Below are 19778 nucleotides of genomic sequence, written 5' to 3' on the forward strand. Positions count from 1 at the left end.
CGCCCCGCACGAACGAACAGCCCCCGGCGCGTGCCGGGGGCTGTTCGTCGTACGTCGGGCGTCAGCCGAGCCTGGTCACGTCCAGGCCGCCCTCCGCGTACTGCCTGCGGAGCACCTTCTTGTCGAACTTTCCGACGCTGGTCTTCGGGACCGTCGCGATGACCGTCCAGCGCTCGGGGAGCTGCCACCTGGCGATCTTGCCCTCCTCGGCGAGGAACGCGCGCAGCGTCTCGAAGTCGGCGTTCGCGCCCTCCCGGAGGACCACCGTGGCCAGCGGGCGCTCGCCCCACTTCTCGTCCGGTACGGCGACCACGGCGGCCTCCGCGACGTCCGGGTGGGACATCAGCGCGTTCTCCAGCTCGACCGAGGAGATCCACTCGCCGCCGGACTTGATGACGTCCTTGGCGCGGTCGGTGAGGGTGAGAAAGCCGTCGGGGGAGATGGTGCCGACGTCACCGGTCTTCAGCCAGCCGTCCTCGCTGAACTTGTCGGCGGGACGGAGCGGTTCGGCGTCGGGGCCGTTGTAGTAGGCGCCCGCGATCCAGGGGCCGCGCACCTCCAGTTCACCCGCCGACTCGCCGTCCCACGGGATGCGCTCGCCGCCGGGGCCGGTGAGCCGGGCCTCCACGCCGGCCGCGAAGCGGCCCTGGGTCAGGCGGTACCCGAACTCCTCGTCGGTGCCGACCGAGTGGGCCGGCGGGCGGGCCACCGTGCCCAGCGGGGAGGTCTCCGTCATGCCCCAGGCGTGGCAGACCCGCATGCCGAGCGCGTCGAAGGCCTCCATGAGGGACGGGGGACAGGCGGAACCGCCGATGGTGACCTGGGTGAGGGCGGAGACGTCACGGGGTCGGGCGGTCAGCTCGGCGAGCAGGCCCTGCCAGATGGTGGGGACGGCCGCCGCGTGTGTCGGCCGCTCCCGCTCGATCATCTCGGCGAGCGGGGCGGGCTGCAGGAAGCGGTCCGGCATCAGCATGTTCACGCCGGTCATGAACGTGGCGTGCGGCAGGCCCCAGGCGTTGACGTGGAACTGCGGGACCACGACCAGCGAGGTGTCCTGGTCGGTCAGGCCCATCGACTCCGTCATGTTGACCTGCATGGAGTGCAGGTAGATCGAACGGTGGCTGTACACCACGCCCTTGGGGTCGCCGGTGGTGCCGGAGGTGTAGCACATGGCGGCGGCCTGACGCTCGTCCAGCTCCGGCCAGTCGTAGGCGGTGGGCCGGCCGGCGATCAGTTCCTCGTACTCGTGCACGCGGGCGGTGGCGCCCTCGAGCGGGGAGCGGTCGCCGGGACCGGAGACGACGATGTGCTCCACCGTCGGGAGCTTGGGCAGCAGCGGCGCGAGCAGCGGGATCAGCGAGCCGTTGACGACGATCACCCGGTCGGCGGCGTGGTTGACGATCCACACCAACTGCTCGGCGGGCAGCCGAAGGTTCAGCGTGTGCAGCACCGCGCCCATGGAGGGGATGGCGTAGTACGCCTCGACGTGCTCGGCGTTGTTCCACATCAGCGTCGCGACACGGTCGTCGTCACGCACCCCGAGTCCGTCCCGGAGCGCGTGGGCGAGCTGTGCCGAACGGGCTCCGATCTCGGCGAAGGTACGCCGGTCCGGCTCGGCCTCCCCGGTCCAGGTGATCACCCGCGACGACCCGTGGACCGTCGACCCGTGGGTCAGGATCCTCGAGATCAGCAGCGGTACGTCCTGCATGGTGCTCAGCACGGCGTCCTCCCGGGCGACTTTGCCTACGCGGTGGTCGGGGTTGCGCTGATTCTGCGCACATACCGCGCGGTATGTCACTAGGAGAAGAGAAACAGTTTGACGACGGGACCCAGGGTCCTCCGCGACCGGACTGATCCGAACGAGAGGCCCTAGCGGACCAGGCCCAGCTCGGGGTCCTCGCGCAGCTTGCCCAGGGCCCGGGAGACCGCCGACTTCACCGTGCCCACCGAGACGCCGAGCACCTCGGCCGTCTGGGCCTCACTGAGGTCCTCGTAGTACCTGAGGACGACCATCGCCCGCTGGCGCGCGGGCAGTCTGGTGATCGCCCGCCACATGGCGTCGCGCAGCGCCTGCCGCTCGGCCGGGTCCCCCGCGCCGGCCACGGGCTCGGGTTCGGGCAGTTCGTCACAGACGAACTCGTCCACCCTGCGCTTGCGCCACTGCGAGGTACGGGTGTTCAGCAGCGCCCGGCGCACGTAGCCGTCCAGCGCCCGGTGGTCCTCGATCCGCTCCCAGGCGACATAGGTCTTGGTCAGCGCGGTCTGCAGCAGGTCCTCGGCATCGCTCGGGTTGGCGGTCAGCGACCGCGCGGTGCGCAGCAGCACCGGCCGGCGGGCCCGCACGTACGACGCGAACGACGGGAACGAGTGGGTCTGCCGCGCCGGTGCGGCGGCGACCGAGGCGCTGGTGCAGACGGGTGTGGTCATGGCTCCACGCTAGGAGCGGACCGGCCGCCCGCGGATCGGCCCCAGGTCCCGATGCCGCGTCCCCCTCAGGTTGTAGGGGCGGGGCCGTCCACACCTCCTGAAGGTGGACCGCGGGATGACGTCCTCTGCGGGTTCTCCCCTGAGGACCCGCCCGCGGGCCGCCGGGATCAGCCCCGGAACAGGCGCCCCGGGCACGGCCGCCACCGGGGCCCGCGAACCGGGAAACGACTGCGCGGCGACGCCGAAGCACCGCCGCGCAGCCGTCCTACGATTCCGAAGCACACCCCGCGGGGACCCTCACCACAAGGGCCCCCGCCCCCGGCTCACCACAGCGGGGTGAAGTGGAAGGCCACGCTCTCCGCGCCCTGCTGAAGGGACGTGAGCTCGGAACCGTTGATCTGTGCGACGTTCCCGCCGTTGTCGCCGCCGACGCCGCTGCCGGCGAGGCTCGCCACCCCGGCGGTCGATCCGTCGCCCGCGAGGGCGCCGTTGTCCGCACCCGCGACGCCGGTGAAGAGGGCGGCTGCGAGCGGTAGTGCGGAGACGGCGGCTAGAACGCGGGCGGTACGGATACTTGCCATGTTGTCCCTCCAGAACCGGGCACCCACCGGCCGATGCGGCCGGAGGTCCGTGAAGAAGTACGGCTTGCGCCAAAGCGGTTGGCCGACCGCCTCGGCTGTCATGAACGACGTCGCGCATCCAGACTTGCCCACCGAATCCCGACGAACCACCCCGGAAGCCGTCATTCGCACGCAAGCGTGATGACATGTCGATAAAACCCTTTCGCCACCTTTCGCCGCCTCGCGCCACACCGGTCCGGGGCACGGGCGTTCCACTTCCCGAGCCGCGCAAGGGGTGAATCGTTCCGCCCATGTCCGGCCGAACCACCCCCTCCGGGGGCGCCGCAGCGGCCACCCCTTTCCTTTTTCGAACGCACGTACGAACATGGAGCCATGGCCACCACCGACCGGCAGGCCACGACGCTGGCCCTCGCACACGCCCTGTCAGCCGCCGAACGCGGACTGGCCGTCATCCCCCTGTCCCGGAGCAAGCTCCCGGCCCTGCGCTCCCCCCACCACGACGACCCCGGTCCCACCTCCTGCCACGGCGAGTGCGGCCGTTTCGGGCACGGCGTGTACGACGCGTCCACCGACCCCGCCCGTATCCGCGAGCTGTTCGCCGCCGCACCCTGGGCCGGCGGCTACGGCATCGCCTGCGGGCTGCCCCCGCACCACCTGATCGGCGTCGACCTCGACACCAAGACGGGCACCGACTCCTCGGCCGCGCTGCGCGAACTGGCCCTGCGGCACCTGTTCACGATCCCCGAGACCGTCGTGGTGATCACCCCGAGCGGCGGGCGCCACCTGTGGCTGAGCGGGCCGCCGGACGTCATCGTCCCCAACTCCGCCGGCCGGCTCGCCCCCGGCATCGACATCCGGGGCGCCGGCGGCTACCTCGTCGGCCCGGGTTCCCGCACCGACCGCGGCGTGTACGCGACCGCCCCGGGGACCGCCCGCCTGGGTCCCGCCGCCTGCCCGCCGGCCCTGCTGCGCCTGCTCCTGCCCCCGCCACGCTCGGCGCACCCGGCGCCGTCGGCGGGCGAGCACGGGCGGGGCCTGATCCACTTCGTGCTCACCGCACACGAGGGCCAGCGCAACACCCGCCTGTTCTGGGCGGCCTGCCGCGCCTACGAGAACGGCATCGGCCCCGCCCTGCTGGCCCCCCTCATCGAAGCGGCCGTCGACACCGGCCTGACCGAACGCGAGGCCCGCGCGACGATCGCCTCGGCGGCCCGCATGACGGGCCACCGGCCCTGACGGCCGCCCGGTCCGCCGGCCACCGCGCCCGGGGCCGGTCCTAGTCCGTGGCGGCGGGTTCCGGCCGGGCCTCCGGACGCATACCGGGGACGGCCGGCTGTCGTTCCCGCCGCCCGCCCAGCGCGGCGAGGACCAGGGTCACGGTGACCGATCCGGCCGCCATCAGCGTCATCGCCGTGGCCGGGGAGGTCAGTTGGGCCAGCGTGCCCGCGAGGGCCGCGCCGACGCCCTGCAGGGCGGCCATGCCGGTGGCGTGCAGGCCGAGGGCCTGGCCGGTGAGCTCGTCGGGGGTGAGGGACATCAGGCGTTCCTGCAGGACCAGGCTGGCGGCGAAGCCGACGGAGGCGACCGCGGCGGCCACGGCCGACAGCGCCGCTCCGGGCCGCAGGACGAAGAACAGGTAGGGCACCGCCAGCAGCAGGCGCAACGGGGTCGCGAGCCGGGGGCGCACCGCGGGCGGCACCAGGCGGCCCACCGCCATGTCGCCCAGGAACATGCCCAGCGCCCCGCACGCGTACAGCGTGCCCGCGGCCGCGGGGGCGTAGGAGACGTAGAGCGAATCGCTGCCCACGATCAGCCCGTTGGGGACCCACAGGCCCAGGTAGGTGAGGCGGCGGGAGCGGGAGGACCACAGCAGGGCGTTGGTGCGCCAGGTCGCCGAGAGCGACGGGCGGCCGGCGGAGCGCGGTGGACGGGCCGTGAGTCCCAGACGGCTGACGAGGGCCGACATCAGGTACAGCGCGGCCGCGAGGAGCAGGCAGGCCCGCGGGGACAGCACCGCCAGCAGTGCGCCGCCGGTGGCGAAACCGGCGACCTGGGTCAGGCCCCAGAGCATGTTGTAGACCGAACGGCCCAGGACATAGCCGTCCTTGGACAGGATGTCGTTCAGCAGTCCCCCGCGCACCCCGCCACCGAGCGACGCGACCAGGCCCTGCAGCAGTACGACCGCGAGGACCGCCCGGACCGGCAGACCGGGCAGCGCCAGCACCGCCGTACCCGCCGCGAAGACGAGGGAGAGGCCGGTCAGGATCGCGCGCGGGGGCAGCCGGTCGGCGCCCGAGAGCAGGAACGTGGCCCCCACCAGCTGCGCGAGCTGTGGACCGAACATGCTCACCGCCGACAGGAGCGGGGAGCCCGTGGCCCGGAAGACCAGCGTGCCGAGGGCCAGGGCACCGATCGTCTGGGCCGCGGCGGAACCGGCGAAGGAGAGCAGGAAGGGGGTGAACTCCGGGGTGCGGAACAGGGTCCGGTAGCTGCGCATGCGGCAGAGTCTCGGGGCTGCCGGGCGGCCGTGTTTACTGTTTCGCCGACACGCGAAAGGTCGTACGCATGGGCTTGTGGCAGATCGACACCGACACCCTCGCCCGCAGCCGGTTCGTGCTCTCGCCGTTCGCCGAGACCTTCGCGAGCCTGAAACTGCTGCACGCGGGGACCGGTGCCCATCCGGGCGAGGAGACCTGGCTGCGCGCGCACCTGCCCGGCTACCGCGCGCGCCTGGCGGCCGACCCGGTGGCCGAGCCGCTCGTGCGGGCCGCCCTCGGCACGTCCTGGATCGCCGACTTCTTCTGCCCCACCTCGTGCGTGGGGGAGAGCTTCGAACAGACCGTGGCCCGGGTGCGGGCGGCCGGTGCCGGGGATGCGCGCGCCGACCTCCGCGTGTCCCTGCGGGGACCGCTGCCGGGCGCCCTGGAACGGGACGACCTTCCGGAACGGGCGGCCGCGCTCCTGACGTACGTGTGGGAGGAGACCGTACGACCGCACTGGCAGCGCAGACGGCGGGTCCTGGAGGCCGATGTGGCCGCGCGGACCGCGCGGGTCGGCCAGGGCGGCTGGGCGGCCGTGCTGGACTCGCTCCGCCCGGGGACGCGGTGGCTCGGGGAGAGCAGGTTCCAGGTCAACCTGAACGCCTATCCGCCGCGGGAGATCGCGACGGGCGCCGAGTTGCTGTTCATGCCGGTGACGCCGAGGACCGGGTGGGTGTCGTGGGAGGGACGGGAGCGGTACGCCGTCGTCTACCCGTGTCTCGGGGTGCTCGCCGAGGACCACGGCCACCGGCCCGTCCCGGCCGGCCTCCACGCGCTGGTCGGAACCGCCCGCGCCGGGCTCCTGGTCCTGCTGGGCACTCCGATGAGCACGACCCAACTGGTCGCCGTGACCGGCCAGGGCCTGGGATCGGTGGGCCGGCACCTGCGGGTGCTGCGGGACGCGGGCCTGGTGGAACGGCGCCGGGCCGGCCGCTCGGTGCTGTACGTGCGGACGGCGGCCGGCGAGGTGCTCCTGGAGGCCTCGGGTGCCGGTGCCGACGCGCTCGGGCCCGTCGGTCCCACGCGTTGAAGAGCACCCCGCCCAGCGTGGTGCCGGACAGGGGGCCGGCCTCCGGTCCCGGCGAATAACCGATAGAACGCGAACCCACCGCTGGCTAGCCTCGCGCAGATGGAGATTCGGACTTTCGAGGAAAGTGACTGGCCGCGGGCCTGGCCGCTCATCGAGCAGATCATCCGCAAAGGGGACACCTTCTGCTACGACCCGCTCCAGACCGAGACGCAGGCGCGCGATCTGTGGGTGGTACCGCCGCCGGGGCACGTCGTGGTGGCGGTGGAGGACGGGCGCGTGATCGGCACCTCCAACATGTATCCCAACCGGCCGGGCCCTGGTTCGCACTTCGCCAGCGGAAACTTCATGGTCGCGCCGGAAGCACGCGGCCGGGGCGTCGGCCGGGCTCTGGGCGAGTACCTGCTGGACTGGGCGCGCGGCCGCGGATTCGCCGGCGTGCAGTTCAACGCCGTCGCCGCCTCCAACGCACCGGCACTCAGGCTGTACGAACGTCTCGGGTTCTCCGTCATCGGCACCGTTCCCGGCGCGTTCCGGCATCCGGCGCTGGGCCCGGTCGGCCTGCATGTCATGTACCACGACCTGGAAACCCGCGGATAGGGCGCGGCGGGCAGCCCTCTCGCACCGCTCCCGGCGCTAACGTGGCCACGCGTCGACACCCGGCAGCGCCGAAGGAGCAACCGGCATGCAGATCGTGACGTCCCAGAAGATCACCACGTTCCTGATGTTCGAGGGGAACGCGGAGGACGCGATGACCTTCTACACCTCGCTCTTCGACGACGCGGAGATCGTCAGCATCACCCGCTACGGTGCCGACGGCCCCGGCGAGGACGGAAGTGTGCAGCACGCGACGTTCTCGCTGGCCGGCGGGCAGTTCATGTGCATCGACAGCCCCGTGAAACACGGCTTCACCTTCACACCCGCGATCTCCCTCTTCGTGCAGTGCGAGAACGAGGCCGAGATCGACCGGCTCTACGCGGCCCTCGTCGAGCAGGGCACCGCGCTCATGCCGCTGGGAAACCATGGCTTCAGCACCAGATTCGGCTGGGTCAACGACCGGTTCGGCGTCTCCTGGCAACTGAACCTGCCCGCGTGAGCGGGTCCGCGCCCTGCCCCAGCACGACGGCCCCCGACCATCAGCTCTGGTCGGAGGCCGTATTGCTCATCGTGCGGAGGCGGTGGGATTTGAACCCACGGTGACATCGCTGCCACGACGGTTTTCAAGACCGTTCCCTTAGGCCGCTCGGGCACGCCTCCCCGCGGCCGCCCGTGATCGGCGGCGCGCGTACACATTACCGGGCCGCCGCGGGGGCGTGGGTACACCGGGGTGCCGCCGGTTCCCGCGCGGCACCCTCTGCGCAAGCGTCAGCTGTCGCCCGCCCGGGAGCCCAGGGTGAGGTCCACCGTGTGCTCCTGGCCGCCCCGCTTGTAGGTGATCGTGACCTTGTCGCCGGGCTTGTGGGTCCAGATCTCGCCGATCAGGGTGGGGCCGCTGTCGATCACGTGGTCGTCGAGCTTGGTGATGACGTCGCCGGGCTTCAGGCCGGCCTTGTCGGCCGGACCGCCGGACTCGACCGCGGCGGAGCCGGAGGCGCCCTGGTCGGTGATCTTCGCACCGGCCGTGGAGTCCTCCAGGGACACGGAGGCGCCGATCTTGGCGTAGACCGGCTTGCCGCTCTTGATCAGCTGCTGGGCGACGTACTTGGCCTGGTTGATCGGGATCGCGAAGCCGAGGCCGATCGAACCGGACTGGCCGGAGCCGAAGCCGCCGCTGCTGCTGGACTGGATCGCCGAGTTGATGCCGATCACCGCGCCGGAGGCGTTCAGCAGCGGGCCGCCCGAGTTGCCGGGGTTGATCGAGGCGTCGGTCTGCAGGGCGCTCATGTAGGACGCCTTGCTGGAGGAGCTGCCGTCGCTGGAGGCCACCGGGCGGTTCTTGGCACTGATGATGCCCGTGGTGACCGTGTTGGACAGCCCGAAGGGGGCGCCGATGGCGATGGTCTCGTCGCCGACGGCCACCTTGTCGGAGTCGCCGAGTGCGAGCGGCTTGAGGTCGGAGGGGGCGTTCTTCAGCTTGATGACGGCGACGTCGTACCCCTGGGCGTGCCCGACGACCTCGGCGTCGTACTTCCTGCCGTCCGGGAACGTGGCGGAGAGCTTGCCGCCGTCCACCGCGTCGGCCACCACGTGGTTGTTGGTGACGATGTGGCCCTGGGTGTCGAAGACGAACCCGGTGCCCGTGCCGCCCTCGCCGCTGGTGCTCTCCGCCTCGATGGTGACCGTGCTCGGCAGTGCCTTGGAGGCCACGCTGGCGATGGTGCCGGGGGCGCGCTTGATCTGGGAGGCGCCGTCGGAGGCGGACACGGTGGTGGAACCGGCACCGTCGTTGTCCCTGGCCAGGGTGTAGCCGATTCCGCCGCCCAGGCCGCCCGCGACCAGCGCGGCCACCAGGACCGCGGCGACCAGCCCGCCGCGCCCGTTGCGGGGCTTGGGGGCGGGCTGCTGGTACGACGAGCCCCAGCCCGCGCCCGCCCCGCCGGAGCCGCCGTCGCCGTAGGCGGGCGTGGCGGTGGGCGGCGGCCAGGAACCGTCGGCGGCGGGGGCGGCGGGAGCGCCGTAGGGCTGGTGGGCGTCGGGGGCGGGGCCGGGAGCCCCGTGCGGCGGGCCCACGGGGCTCTGCGCCGCGGGTGCCGGGTACTGCTCCGGGGCGCCCGGGGTGCCCTGGGGCACCGGCGGCAGCGGAGTCGTCGGCGCGCCCCCGTCGGGCGCGGAGCCCTGCGGGGAAGCAGCGGGAGATGCCACCGGCACGGGAGGTGCGGACGGGGCCGGGGGTACCGCGTTGCCCTCGTTCTCGGTGCTCACAGCTCTTCTCCTCGATCCACGGCTGTTGTTCCAGGTCGCACTCGGACACACTCGCTCAGGCACGCTCGTCGTGGCGTGCACGCCGGTCGCCCGTGCGACGTGGGCCCGGTGCGACAGCTGCGCATGTTTCGGTGTTCCTCTTGTATGCGGTCAGCTTTTCCCATGGGCCGTCAGAGCACCATAAGCGGTGGCTGTGGGTCCAGGGCCACTCTTTATATAGGATCTTTCTCGCAAAAGTTTGACCGAGGTACAGAACGGATGCCACCGTTCGCCGCACGGACCGACCGGTGCCGCCCCCGTGTACCCCGCGTCGGTGGCACCATGACGCGGTGACCCACGCACCACACCACACCATCCAGGTCGTCGCCCACCGGGGGGCCTCCGAGGACGCGCCGGAGCACACCCTGGCCGCGTACAAGAAGGCGATCGAGGAGGGGGCGGACGCCCTCGAGTGCGACGTACGGCTCACCGCCGACGGTCATCTGGTCTGCGTCCACGACCGCCGGGTGAATCGGACCTCCAACGGCCGCGGGGCCGTCTCCGCGCTGGAGCTGGCCGATCTCGCCGCCCTGGACTTCGGCTCCTGGAAGACCCGCGAGGCCTGGCGCGGACGGGACGAGGAGCCCGACTGGGAGCACCGGCCGGAGGACCCGGCGGACACCTCCGTGCTCACCCTGGAACGGCTGCTCGAGCTGGTCGCGGACTCCGGGCGGCGGGTGGAGCTGGCCATCGAGACCAAGCACCCCACGCGCTGGGCGGGCCAGGTCGAGGAGCGGCTGCTGCACCTGCTGAAACGGTTCGGGCTGGACGCGCCGGCCTCGGCCGCCGAGTCGCCGGTCCGGATCATGAGCTTCTCGGCGCGCTCGCTGCACCGGGTGCACGCCGCGGCGCCGACGCTGCCGGCGGTCTACCTGATGCAGTTCGTCTCGCCGCGGCTGCGCGACGGGCGGCTCCCGGCGGGCGTGCGCATCGCGGGCCCCTCGATCCGCATCCTGCGCAGCCACCCGGCGTATGTGGAACGGCTGAAACGAGCCGGCCACCAGGTCCACGTGTGGACCGTGAACGAGCCGGCGGACGTCGATCTGTGCGTCGGACTGGGCGTCGACGCCATCATCACCAACCGCCCGCGCGCGGTGCTGTCCCGGCTGGGCCGCTGAGCGGAAGGGCGCCCAGGCCCCGGCACGGCCGTCCCACGCGGGACACAAAAGCCGGGTAAGGAGCGGTGCGCACCCCTTGACCCCGGGCGGAGTGCTGCAGCATCCTCCATTCTCGGCCACATCCACGAGATCCAGCCATAGAGTGACCGGCCCGTCACAGGGAGTGCTCCGGCGTATTCGTCGTCTGTGCAGACGTTGCGAATGCGTCAGCGGAAGAGGACTGGCCGGTTTCCGGTACAGGCCATTGGGGCATCCACACCGTGGCGTGGGGCGAAGGAGGTCTCGGGGGTGGCGTTGGTGGTGGCACAGGAGGTGCCCACGTCGTCGAGCATGGCCGTTCCCCATGGCCCTGCGGGCGTGGGGAAGGCGAGACACCGGATGCGTGCGCAACTGCGCAGCGGCGGGGTGTCGGAGTCGGTCGTCGACGATGCCGTACTGATCCTTTCCGAACTCCTGAGCAACGCCTGCAAACACGGGCGGCCGCTCGGGGAGGCCCCGGCCGGGGACGGCGCCGTGCGCGCCGCGTGGAAGGTGGACGCGAGCGGACGGCTCATCGTCGAGGTGACGGACGGCGGCGGCCCGACCCGCCCGGCCCCGGCCACTCCGTCGGTCACCGCGCACGGCGGCCGAGGGCTGAACATCATCACGGCGCTCGCCGACGACTGGGGTGTCCGGGACGACACCCAGGGCGAGGTGACGGTCTGGGTCGTGGTCCACGAGGACGTTCATGATCCGGACGCCGGGTGCCGGCGCGGGGGTTTCGCTACGCGCGTCACCCCGTCCCCGGTTCCGGCCATGGCCGAACTGGACTTCGCGGACGCGTTCGACGAACTGGGCTGAGCCGCGCGACCCGTCGGGCGGGCCACGGCCGTACGCCGTCGGCGTCGACCGCGTGTCCGTTGTCCACAGGTTCCCGTGGGTCAGGGCGCGAACGGCTAGGCTCCCGCCCGTACCAGACGAGCCGTAACCGGGAGACCCCACGATGGCCAAGAAGCGACCCCAGACGAAGGCCAAGCGCCCGCAGCAGGCAAACGGGGACATCCCGGTGGTCGGCGCCCGCGAGCCCTGCCCCTGCGGCAGCGGCCGGCGCTACAAGGCCTGTCACGGCCGGGCCGCCGCGCACGCCGTGACCGAGTTGGTGCGCCGCCCGTTCGAGGGGCTGCCGGGCGAGTGCGACTGGGTGGCGCTGCGCGAGCTGGTGCCGGCCGCCACCGTCGAGCTGACCCTCGCCGGCGGCCTGCCCGAGGGCGTCCCCTCCGTCACGCTGGCCACGGTGCTGCCGATGGCCTGGCCGGCGCTGCGCCGCGACGACGGCTCGGTCCTGCTCGGCCTGCAGAACGACACCCCCTCCGGTGACATCAGCCGCGACCTCGCCGACACCCTCCGGCGCGCGCTCGACGCGGCGCCGGGCTCGCCCGTGGAGGGCCGCCGCGCGCCCGCCGACGGCCCCAGGCTGCAGGAACTGCTCGACCCGGAAGGCCCGTTCGAGCCGGTCGTGCACAGTGGCTTCGAGTTCTGGGTGCCGGACGCGGAGAACGCCACGCCGGAGGTGGCCGCCTCCCTCGAGCGGGCCAACGCCGCCGCCATCCCGACCGTGAAGCTGTCCGGCGTGGACGCCGCCTACTGGTGCGAGACCCCGGAGAAGAACCACCTGCGCTGGGTCATGCCGCATCCGGAGGAGCAGCTTCTGGACGCTCTCGCCCGGCTGCACGCGGCGGGCCGGTCCAGCCTCGGTGAGGGCACCCGGCTGGTGGGCTCCTTCCGTGCTCACGGGCTCACGGTGCCGGTCTGGGACCTGCCGAGCGGGGTCACGGCCGAGGACGTGGAGAAGCCGGCCGCCGAGTTCGCCGAGCGGCTCGCCGCCGCCCTCGCGTCCGGGGAGCCGCTCACCCCCGAGGAGCGCCGGGCCCGCGGCGGACTGACCAACCGGCAGGTCACGCTCAGCTGACGTGCCGCGGCGCCCGTCTCACGGCTGACCGACCGGTCAGCCGTGAGACGGAACCGGCATCAGGTGACTCCTGTCACAACTGCCCGGCGCGCCGGTGGAATCGGTGTCCGAATAGCCGAGATCGAATTTGCGAACCGCCGATCTCTTGTTACCGTTCCAGTAGCCCGGTTGCTGGTGCATCCCCCGTCGCCAGCAACCGGGCCTTTCCATGTCCGCGTCCGGTGGACAGTACGCCGCTGTGCGTCAACTGCCGTCCGTCAGTTCGGAGTTGCTGCCCGAGCGCAGCAGCAGCGGCTCGTCGGAGCCGCGCATGGCGAACTCGGTGACGGCCGTGTAGGCGTCCGGCGCGCCCCGGGTGTGCTCACGGGGTGTCTCGCAGGTGGCGGGCTCGTCGTCGGAGCCGGCGGCGCAGTGGATCTGCACGGTCCGGCCGCCGGGTCCCATCATGCTCAGCACGGGGTCCATGGCCTCGCCGGTGGCGTTGCGGTAGTAGGTGCGCGCCCAGGTGTCCTCGCCCTGGGTCAGCACACAGGTCTGCGCCTCGACACCCTCCGAGGAGGAGAGTTCCGGCCCGCAGCGGGCCGCGGTGGCCAGCCCCAGGCCGAGCAGCAGGGGCGAGCGCGAGGGGGCCACGGAGGGCATCTTCGCGTCGCCGCCCGCCGGCGCACCGGCGACGTCCCGGCCGCCCGCCCGCCGGGGCGCCGCGGCGTCGCCCACCTGTCCCGTGGACGCCACGGCGAGCGGCAGGGCGAGCACGGCCACCACGATGCCCGCCAGGGCGAGCAGACGGAGCCTTCGGGAGTCCGGCCCGCCGCGGTGCGGCGACCGCGTGCGGTTGCCCCCAGAAATGCGCAGCATGTAGCGGAAGATAACGATCGCGGGCGGGCGGAAGCCGTGTCCGCGCCGGACACTCCTACAACTCGGGTGCGCTCACACCCGTACGAGTGAGGGCGTCGACCACGGCGTCCACCACCGCCTCCACGTCGGGCACCCAGGGCGAGGCCGACCCGGGCAGCGGGGCACGCTCCCAGCGGACCGCACCCTGACCGGTCTCGGACGGCGGCAGGGCGATGTAGCCGCCCTCCCCGTGGAAACGCAGGGAACCGGGCACGAAGTCCTTGGCGTAGAGCAGTTCGCCGAGCTGCTCCATGGAGTACGGCTTGACGAGCACCGCCCAGCGGGTGGGCGAGGCGACCACCGGACCGAGGCGCATGCCCCGCCGGTCGAGCAGGTCGAGGGCGCGGGCCGCCGCCGGCGCCGGCAGGCTGACCGCGCAGGGCGCCGCGCCTCCGGTGGCGAGGACGATCGGCGCGCCCGGCCGGTTGGCCCACCACCAGCGCACCATGCGCGCGTCGGTGGTGGCCGCGAGCAGACCGGGGTCGAAGGGGTGGGCGCCGGGCACCGTGCACTCCGGGTCCGGGCAGGCGCAGCGGGCCCGGCCCTGCGGGTCCGGGGCCACACCCGGGAGTACCGGCCACTGCCATTCCGTCGCGAAGGTCAGGGCCGCGCTGATCAGCTCAGGCCTCCCGTCGTTCCGCCTGGACAGGAGCCTGCGTCGCCTTCCGAGGATCTCGCGCATGAGCGCTCGTTCCTTTCCGTTGCACCGCTGGCAACACCGTGGACCACATCACACCATGTGTCGATCACTGCACTGTGCGTACCTGTTGGCGCATCACACCCCTGCGCACGGCAGGGGGACCCCAGGGGTCGGTCGTCGGCCGCTTCCTCAGTGCGTCCATCGGAAGCACGGGTGCGGCGCGGGGTGGCGAAGTATGGCGTTTTGCCGTCGCGCGTGTTTCTCTCCGCCTCCGCCACGGGAGGATGGGGCTCGGCCGTCGATGGTTATGACGTCCGGGTCCGGCGCCAGGTTCCGGGTGGCCCCCAACCACCCCTGGCCTTCATCGAGTACGTACCCATCACGACCGTTGTGACGCTCCGTGGAACGACGCCAGTCGACCGCAAAGAGCCGTTACCCGAGGCAGTTTTAGGCCAACTTGGCAGTAAGGCAAGGGTTTCGAGAGAAAGCCACTTCAAACCCATGGACACCAGGAATCCCCGCAGGACAATGCTGGACATCCCCTCACGAGTGCGTGTACATGTGGAGACACTGCTAGCGGTGCAGAATGACATGGGGGTTTGCGATGCTTCTGAGCAATACGCACCGGTCTGAAGGCCGGACGCCATGAACGCCCCCCATCCTCCGAAAGTGGCTGGAATCGATCCAACGGTTCCCACACCCGCACACACTGTCGCGCCCGCACCCCCCGCCCCGGACGCCGCCCACGCCCCGGACGCCGCGCTTCCGGCCAGAAGCACCCCGGCTCCCGCCGGCCCCGCCCCCGGGACGCTGCTCCAGGACCGGCTGGCCGGCTGGGTCTCGGACCTCACGACCCTCCACGAACTGACCGAACGCCTGTCCACGACGAACGCGCTCGAGCCCGCCCTCCAGGAGCTGCTGCGCGCCGGTTCCGCCCTCGTCGGCGCCCGCCGCGGCCTGGTCGCACTGGAACCCGCCGACGGACTCGGCCCCCGCACCACCGCCGGCCTGGGTCTCGGCCGCGCCGATCTCGGCCACCTCGAGACCGTGCCGCGTGACGCCCTGCCCCACGGCATCCTCCTGGACGCCGGCCGGGCCGCCGGCGCGCACGACGGGATCGCCCACCCCGACCTCTTCGCCGAGGACGGTCTGGACCCCCGCCACCGCGACGTGGCCGCCCGCCTCGGCTACGCCGCCAGCTACGCCCTGCCCCTGTCCACCGCGTCCGCCGGCCACCTCGGCGCCGCCGTGTGGCTCTACGACGAGCCCGCCGAACCGGACGAGCGCCGCCGCCACCTGGCCGGCCTCTACGTCCGGCACGCCGCGGAGCACCTGGCCCGGCTGCTGGAAGTGGAGCGCACGCGCGCGTGCATGGCCACCATCACCGAGGAACTGCTCCCGTCCCGGCTGCCCCGGGTGGCCGGGGTCCAGCTCGCCGCCCGGCACCGCACCTCCCCGCGCGGCGGCGGCGACTGGTACGACGCGCTGCCGCTGCCCGACGCCGCCCTCGGCCTCTCCGTCGGCTCGGTCACCGGCTCCGGGCCCAGCGCGGTGGCCGCCATGGGCCGGCTGCGCGCCTCCCTGCGGGCCTACGCCGTGATGGAGGGCGAGGATCCGGTCGCCGTGCTGTCCGACCTGGAGCTGCTGCTGCGGCTGACCGAGCCCGCGCGCTCGGCCACCGCGCTGTTCGCCTACTGTGAACCGGCGCTGCGCCGGGTCACCCTGGCCGGTGCCGGTCACAGCCCGCCGCTGCTGATCGGCGAACGGCGCACCGAGTTCGCCGAGACCTCCGTCTCCGCGCCGCTCGGCATGCTCGCCTGCTGGGAGGCGCCCAGCGTGGAGGTCCAGGCCGAGGCGGGGGACACCGTCCTGCTCTACACCGACGGGCTGCTGCACCGTACCGGCGACCCGATGGACCGCGCCTTCGCCCGGCTGCACGCGGCGGCCGCGAGCATCCCGCGCGCGCAGCGCCACGATCCCGAGGCGGTCACCGACCACGTGCTGCGCACCGTGCTGCCGGACGGCCGGGACAGGGCGGACAGCCCGGAGGACGTGGTCCTGCTCGCCGCCCGCTTCGACTGAGCACCGCCCGCTTCGGCTGAGGCCCGCCACGCGGCGTGGCCGGCCCCGGACCGTCTGGCATGACCGGCCATAACAGCCGTTCCGGCCCCGGTCCGCCTCCGGTGCGACCGTACGATGATGGAGGTCCCCGCTCGGCCACAAGCAGGAGCGTCGCGGGCCCGGGGGAGATCACATGGCGTATCGAGGAGGATCACGTGGCCGACGAGCTCAACCCGGCTGTCACCGACGAGGCCGCTACCGCGGCGGGTCCGGATGCCGAGGCCGAGGAGCCCATCAAGCAGCGGAAGAACGGCCTGTACCCGGGCGTCTCCGACGAGCTGGCCGAGAACATGCGGTCCGGGTGGGCCGACACGGAGATGCGTGATCTGCGGCCCGTTCCGCAGGCCGCCGAGACCGCGCGCCGCCGCGCCGCGCTGTCCGCGCGCTTCCCCGGCGAGCGCCTGGTCGTCCCCGCCGGCAACCTGAAGACCCGCTCGAACGACACGGAGTACGCCTTCCGCGCCTCCGTCGAGTACGCCTACCTCACCGGCAACCAGACCGAGGACGGCGTCCTCGTCCTGGAGCCCACCGCCGGCGGGCACAAGGAGACGATCTACCTCCTGCCCCGCTCCGACCGCGAGAACGGCGAGTTCTGGCTGTCCGGCCAGGGCGAGCTGTGGGTGGGCCGCCGCCACTCGCTCACCGAGTCCGAGGCGCTGTACGGCATCCCCGCCGCCGACGTGCGCGAGCTGGCCGACCGGCTGCGCGAGGCCACCGGCCCGGTCCGGGTCGTGCGCGGCCACGACGCCGGCATCGAGGCCGCCCTGACCGACAAGGTCACCGCCGAGCGCGACGAGGAGCTGCGCGTCTTCCTCTCCGAGGCCCGGCTGGTCAAGGACGAGTTCGAGGTCGGCGAGCTGCAGAAGGCCGTCGACTCCACGGTCCGCGGCTTCGAGGACGTGGTGAAGGTCCTCGACAGGGCCGAGGCGACGAGCGAGCGCTACATCGAGGGCACGTTCTTCCTCCGCGCGCGCGTGGAGGGCAACGACATCGGCTACGGCTCCATCTGCGCGTCCGGCCCGCACGCCTGCACCCTGCACTGGGTGCGCAACGACGGCCCGGTGCGCTCCGGCGACCTGCTCCTGCTGGACGCCGGTGTGGAGACGCACTCGCTGTACACCGCCGACGTCACGCGCACGCTGCCCGTCAACGGCACCTACAGCGAGATCCAGAAGAAGATCTACGACGCCGTGTACGAGGCCCAGGAGGCCGGTATCGCGGCGGTGAGGCCGGGCGCCAAGTTCCGCGACTTCCACGATGCCGCCCAGCGTGTGCTCGCCGAGCGGCTCGTCGAGTGGGGCCTGGTCGAGGGCCCGGTCGAGCGCGTCCTGGAGCTGGGCCTGCAGCGCCGCTGGACGCTGCACGGCACGGGCCACATGCTCGGCATGGACGTGCACGACTGCGCGGCCGCGCGCACCGAGACCTATGTGGACGGCACCCTGGAGCCGGGCATGGTCCTCACCGTCGAGCCGGGCCTGTACTTCCAGGCCGACGACCTGACGGTCCCGGACGAGTACCGGGGCATCGGCGTCCGCATCGAGGACGACATCCTCGTCACCGAGGACGGCAACCGGAACCTCTCGGCGGGCCTGCCGCGCCGCTCCGACGAGGTCGAGGCGTGGATGGCGTCCCTGAAGGGCTGACCGCACGCACCACACACCGCCGATGGCCGGGCACCCGCAGGGGTGCCCGGCCATCGGCGATCCCGGTGGGTCCGGGCGGCAGCAGGCCCCGGTCGGCTCCCGTCAGGCCGTGAGCAGGGACGGATCCCTCTTCCACTTGAGGATCTTGTCGAAGCTGACCACGGTCCCGCCCCGTCCCGGCTTGCCGCCGATGTGCACGTGATCGGCGAGTTCCCTGATCAGACAGAGCCCGCGGCCGTGCTCCGCGTCCGAGCGCGCGGGCCGGAGGTCCTGGGCCACGGTGAAGCCGGGCCCCGAATCGGCCACCTCGATACGGCACTTCTCGCCGTCGAGGTAGGCGGTCACCCGGTACGCCTCCGAGCAGCCCGCGGGCGCGCCGTCCCCGCCGTGCTCGACGGCGTTCGCGCAGGCCTCGCTGAGGGCGACGGACAGGTCGAAGGAGACGTCCGGATCGACGCCCGCGGTCTCCATCGTGCCGATGAGCAGCCGGCGGGCGAGCGGGACGCTGGCGGGCTCGCGGCGCAGATGGAGTGACCACCAGATGCTCATGCTCCAGCCTCCCGGCCGCGGCTCGACATACCGTTACCTATTGCCGCGCGTGCCCGGCCGTAAGCACAACGTTCACGTGACGCCGCCCATAAGGACGATGCGACCCGGACGGAAACGGTGTATGGAAGATCCGATTCCGGCGGAAGGGGATCTTCCGGTCAGGTCGGCGGCGTGCCCGCGGTGACCGAATCCGGCGACCTGCCGTGGGGCGCGGGCGGGTCCAGTGCGATGATGACCCCGCCATGACTGCCCCCCACCCCCGCACGGCACCCCCCGGAGCCGCGCTCCGGATGCTACGGGCCGCGGTGTTCGCCGCGGTCTGTGTCGTGCTGGCCGCGGCCGGGCACGCACTGGCCTCCTGCGCGCGCGTGCCCCTGTGGACGCTCGGCGCGGGATTCCTGGGGTCCCTGCTGCTCGTGGCACCGCTCGCCGGGCGCACGCGCTCGCTGCCCGGGATCGCCACGCTCCTCGCACTCGGCCAGACCGTGCTGCACACGCTGTTCGGACTGGGCGGGCACGGGAGCACGGGCGCGATGTCCATGGGCCCGATGAGCACACCGGCGAGCGACAGCGCGCTCGTCGAGCGGGCCGCCCGGCTGCTGTGCGGGTCCGGTGCCTCGGCGCTCACCCCCGGGCACGCCTACCGGCTCCTGCTCGACGCGCACCTCATCGACTCCTCGGGCGACCCCGCGGGCACCATGCCGGCCATGCACCACATGGCCGCCGGCTCCGGCGGCTCGCCGGCGTCGCTGCTGCCCTCCGTGCCGATGGTCCTCGGTCACGTCCTCGCGGCCGTCGTGACCGGCTGGCTGCTGCGCCGGGGCGATCAGGCCGTGCTGCGGCTGATCGAGCTGTCGGCGCACGGAGTCACCGAGGGGGCGCTCGTGCGCTCGCTGCGCGCCGCGCTCGCGCTGACCCGCGCACTGTGCGCCGGGCTGCTGCCCGCGGCCGAACCGCGCCCGCGCGCCCGCCGCGCCGCCCGCGACGAACCGCCCGCCCCGCGCACCACCGCACTCCAGCACACGGTGATCCGGCGCGGCCCGCCCGCCGCCGCGTTCCTCCTCGCCGCCTGACGCGACGCGAGCACCACCGCACCGGAGCCGGAAACGGACGAGCCGGACGGGAGTGGCCGCCGTCGCGCGGCGCGCGCGTGCGCACCTCACCCAGTGGCACAGCCGAACGGCACCGCCACGCGCACGCGTACTCCCGATCACCACCGGAACTCACCCGAAGTGGAGTGCTCCCTGCCATGAAGGCTTCTCGTATCGCCGCCGCCACCGCCGTCGCGGGCTCGGCCGTCCTCGCCCTGTCCGGCACCGCCTTCGCGCACGTCAGCGTGCAGCCCGAAGGAACCGCGGCCAAGGGCGGCTACGCGGTCATCGACTT

At 72.8% G+C, this 19778-nt stretch carries 18 protein-coding genes and 1 tRNA gene; 10 read left to right on the forward strand and 9 right to left on the reverse strand.

Annotated elements, in window-relative coordinates:
• Window positions 1–61: 61 nt before the first annotated feature.
• The 3 genes from ACZ6B1_RS32970 to ACZ6B1_RS32980 all read right to left on the reverse strand — a co-directional run bounded on the left by ACZ6B1_RS32970 (window position 62) and on the right by ACZ6B1_RS32980 (window position 3008).
• Window positions 62–1720 (reverse strand): long-chain fatty acid--CoA ligase, encoded by a 1659-nt coding sequence (locus ACZ6B1_RS32970; protein WP_468784439.1) that lies wholly within the window; start codon window positions 1718–1720, stop codon window positions 62–64.
• A 149-nt stretch (window positions 1721–1869) separates the two neighbouring features.
• Window positions 1870–2427: a SigE family RNA polymerase sigma factor gene (locus tag ACZ6B1_RS32975; protein ID WP_468784440.1), complete on the reverse strand. Its 558-nt coding sequence runs from the start codon at window positions 2425–2427 to the stop codon at window positions 1870–1872.
• A 323-nt stretch (window positions 2428–2750) separates the two neighbouring features.
• Window positions 2751–3008: a hypothetical protein gene (locus tag ACZ6B1_RS32980; protein ID WP_468784441.1), complete on the reverse strand. Its 258-nt coding sequence runs from the start codon at window positions 3006–3008 to the stop codon at window positions 2751–2753.
• Window positions 3009–3380: 372 nt separating this feature from the next.
• Here ACZ6B1_RS32980 and ACZ6B1_RS32985 point away from each other — a divergent pair, with 372 nt between their 5' ends.
• Window positions 3381–4244: a bifunctional DNA primase/polymerase gene (locus ACZ6B1_RS32985; protein ID WP_468784442.1), complete on the forward strand. Its 864-nt coding sequence runs from the start codon at window positions 3381–3383 to the stop codon at window positions 4242–4244.
• Between the two features lie 40 nt (window positions 4245–4284).
• Here the strand turns inward: ACZ6B1_RS32985 and ACZ6B1_RS32990 are convergent, their stop codons facing one another.
• The gene (locus ACZ6B1_RS32990; protein WP_468784443.1) at window positions 4285–5505 is read right to left on the reverse strand and encodes an MFS transporter; all 1221 of its coding nucleotides are present in this window, start codon (window positions 5503–5505) and stop codon (window positions 4285–4287) included.
• 68 nt (window positions 5506–5573) lie between these two features.
• Here ACZ6B1_RS32990 and ACZ6B1_RS32995 point away from each other — a divergent pair, with 68 nt between their 5' ends.
• The 3 genes from ACZ6B1_RS32995 to ACZ6B1_RS33005 all read left to right on the forward strand — a co-directional run bounded on the left by ACZ6B1_RS32995 (window position 5574) and on the right by ACZ6B1_RS33005 (window position 7671).
• Window positions 5574–6578, forward strand: a complete 1005-nt coding sequence (locus ACZ6B1_RS32995; protein WP_468784444.1) for an ArsR/SmtB family transcription factor — start codon at window positions 5574–5576, stop codon at window positions 6576–6578.
• 99 nt (window positions 6579–6677) lie between these two features.
• Window positions 6678–7175 (forward strand): GNAT family N-acetyltransferase, encoded by a 498-nt coding sequence (locus tag ACZ6B1_RS33000; RefSeq protein WP_468784445.1) that lies wholly within the window; start codon window positions 6678–6680, stop codon window positions 7173–7175.
• A gap of 85 nt (window positions 7176–7260) precedes the next feature.
• Window positions 7261–7671, forward strand: coding sequence for a VOC family protein (locus tag ACZ6B1_RS33005; RefSeq protein ID WP_468784446.1), 411 nt, complete (start codon window positions 7261–7263; stop codon window positions 7669–7671).
• Between the two features lie 74 nt (window positions 7672–7745).
• Here the strand turns inward: ACZ6B1_RS33005 and ACZ6B1_RS33010 are convergent.
• Both ACZ6B1_RS33010 and ACZ6B1_RS33015 read right to left on the reverse strand, forming a co-directional pair.
• Window positions 7746–7832, reverse strand: a tRNA-Ser gene (locus tag ACZ6B1_RS33010).
• Window positions 7833–7940: 108 nt separating this feature from the next.
• Complete coding sequence (locus tag ACZ6B1_RS33015) at window positions 7941–9437, reverse strand: S1C family serine protease (protein ID WP_468784447.1); 1497 nt, start codon at window positions 9435–9437, stop codon at window positions 7941–7943.
• Window positions 9438–9766: 329 nt separating this feature from the next.
• Here ACZ6B1_RS33015 and ACZ6B1_RS33020 point away from each other — a divergent pair, with 329 nt between their 5' ends.
• The 3 genes from ACZ6B1_RS33020 (at window position 9767) to ACZ6B1_RS33030 (ending at window position 12542) form a co-directional block, all read left to right on the forward strand.
• Complete coding sequence (locus ACZ6B1_RS33020; protein WP_468784448.1) at window positions 9767–10594, forward strand: glycerophosphodiester phosphodiesterase; 828 nt, start codon at window positions 9767–9769, stop codon at window positions 10592–10594.
• A gap of 201 nt (window positions 10595–10795) precedes the next feature.
• Entirely contained in the window at window positions 10796–11434 is a 639-nt protein-coding gene (locus ACZ6B1_RS33025; protein WP_468784449.1) for an ATP-binding protein, read from the forward strand.
• 142 nt (window positions 11435–11576) lie between these two features.
• Window positions 11577–12542, forward strand: a complete 966-nt coding sequence (locus ACZ6B1_RS33030; protein ID WP_468784450.1) for a DUF5926 family protein — start codon at window positions 11577–11579, stop codon at window positions 12540–12542.
• Window positions 12543–12785: 243 nt separating this feature from the next.
• On the opposite strand, the gene ACZ6B1_RS33035 is transcribed toward ACZ6B1_RS33030, so the two are convergent.
• Both ACZ6B1_RS33035 and ACZ6B1_RS33040 read right to left on the reverse strand, forming a co-directional pair.
• Window positions 12786–13400: a hypothetical protein gene (locus tag ACZ6B1_RS33035; protein WP_468784451.1), complete on the reverse strand. Its 615-nt coding sequence runs from the start codon at window positions 13398–13400 to the stop codon at window positions 12786–12788.
• A 55-nt stretch (window positions 13401–13455) separates the two neighbouring features.
• On the reverse strand, window positions 13456–14121 hold the full coding sequence (locus ACZ6B1_RS33040) for a bifunctional DNA primase/polymerase (RefSeq protein ID WP_468784452.1): 666 nt from the start codon (window positions 14119–14121) through the stop codon (window positions 13456–13458).
• Window positions 14122–14724: 603 nt separating this feature from the next.
• Here ACZ6B1_RS33040 and ACZ6B1_RS33045 point away from each other — a divergent pair.
• The gene (locus ACZ6B1_RS33045; RefSeq protein ID WP_468784453.1) at window positions 14725–16161 is read left to right on the forward strand and encodes a PP2C family protein-serine/threonine phosphatase; all 1437 of its coding nucleotides are present in this window, start codon (window positions 14725–14727) and stop codon (window positions 16159–16161) included.
• A 194-nt stretch (window positions 16162–16355) separates the two neighbouring features.
• Entirely contained in the window at window positions 16356–17843 is a 1488-nt protein-coding gene (locus ACZ6B1_RS33050; protein ID WP_468784454.1) for an aminopeptidase P family protein, read from the forward strand.
• 102 nt (window positions 17844–17945) lie between these two features.
• Here the strand turns inward: ACZ6B1_RS33050 and ACZ6B1_RS33055 are convergent, their stop codons facing one another.
• A complete protein-coding gene (locus tag ACZ6B1_RS33055; RefSeq protein ID WP_468784455.1) occupies window positions 17946–18392 on the reverse strand; it encodes an ATP-binding protein in 447 nt (148 codons plus the stop codon).
• Window positions 18393–18634: 242 nt separating this feature from the next.
• Here ACZ6B1_RS33055 and ACZ6B1_RS33060 point away from each other — a divergent pair, with 242 nt between their 5' ends.
• Window positions 18635–19465 carry a hypothetical protein gene (locus ACZ6B1_RS33060; RefSeq protein WP_468784456.1) on the forward strand — a complete coding sequence of 277 codons (831 nt, stop codon included), beginning with the start codon at window positions 18635–18637 and terminating at the stop codon, window positions 19463–19465.
• Window positions 19466–19778: the final 313 nt, after the last annotated feature.

Source organism: Streptomyces sp. NPDC041129, from assembly GCF_055592265.1.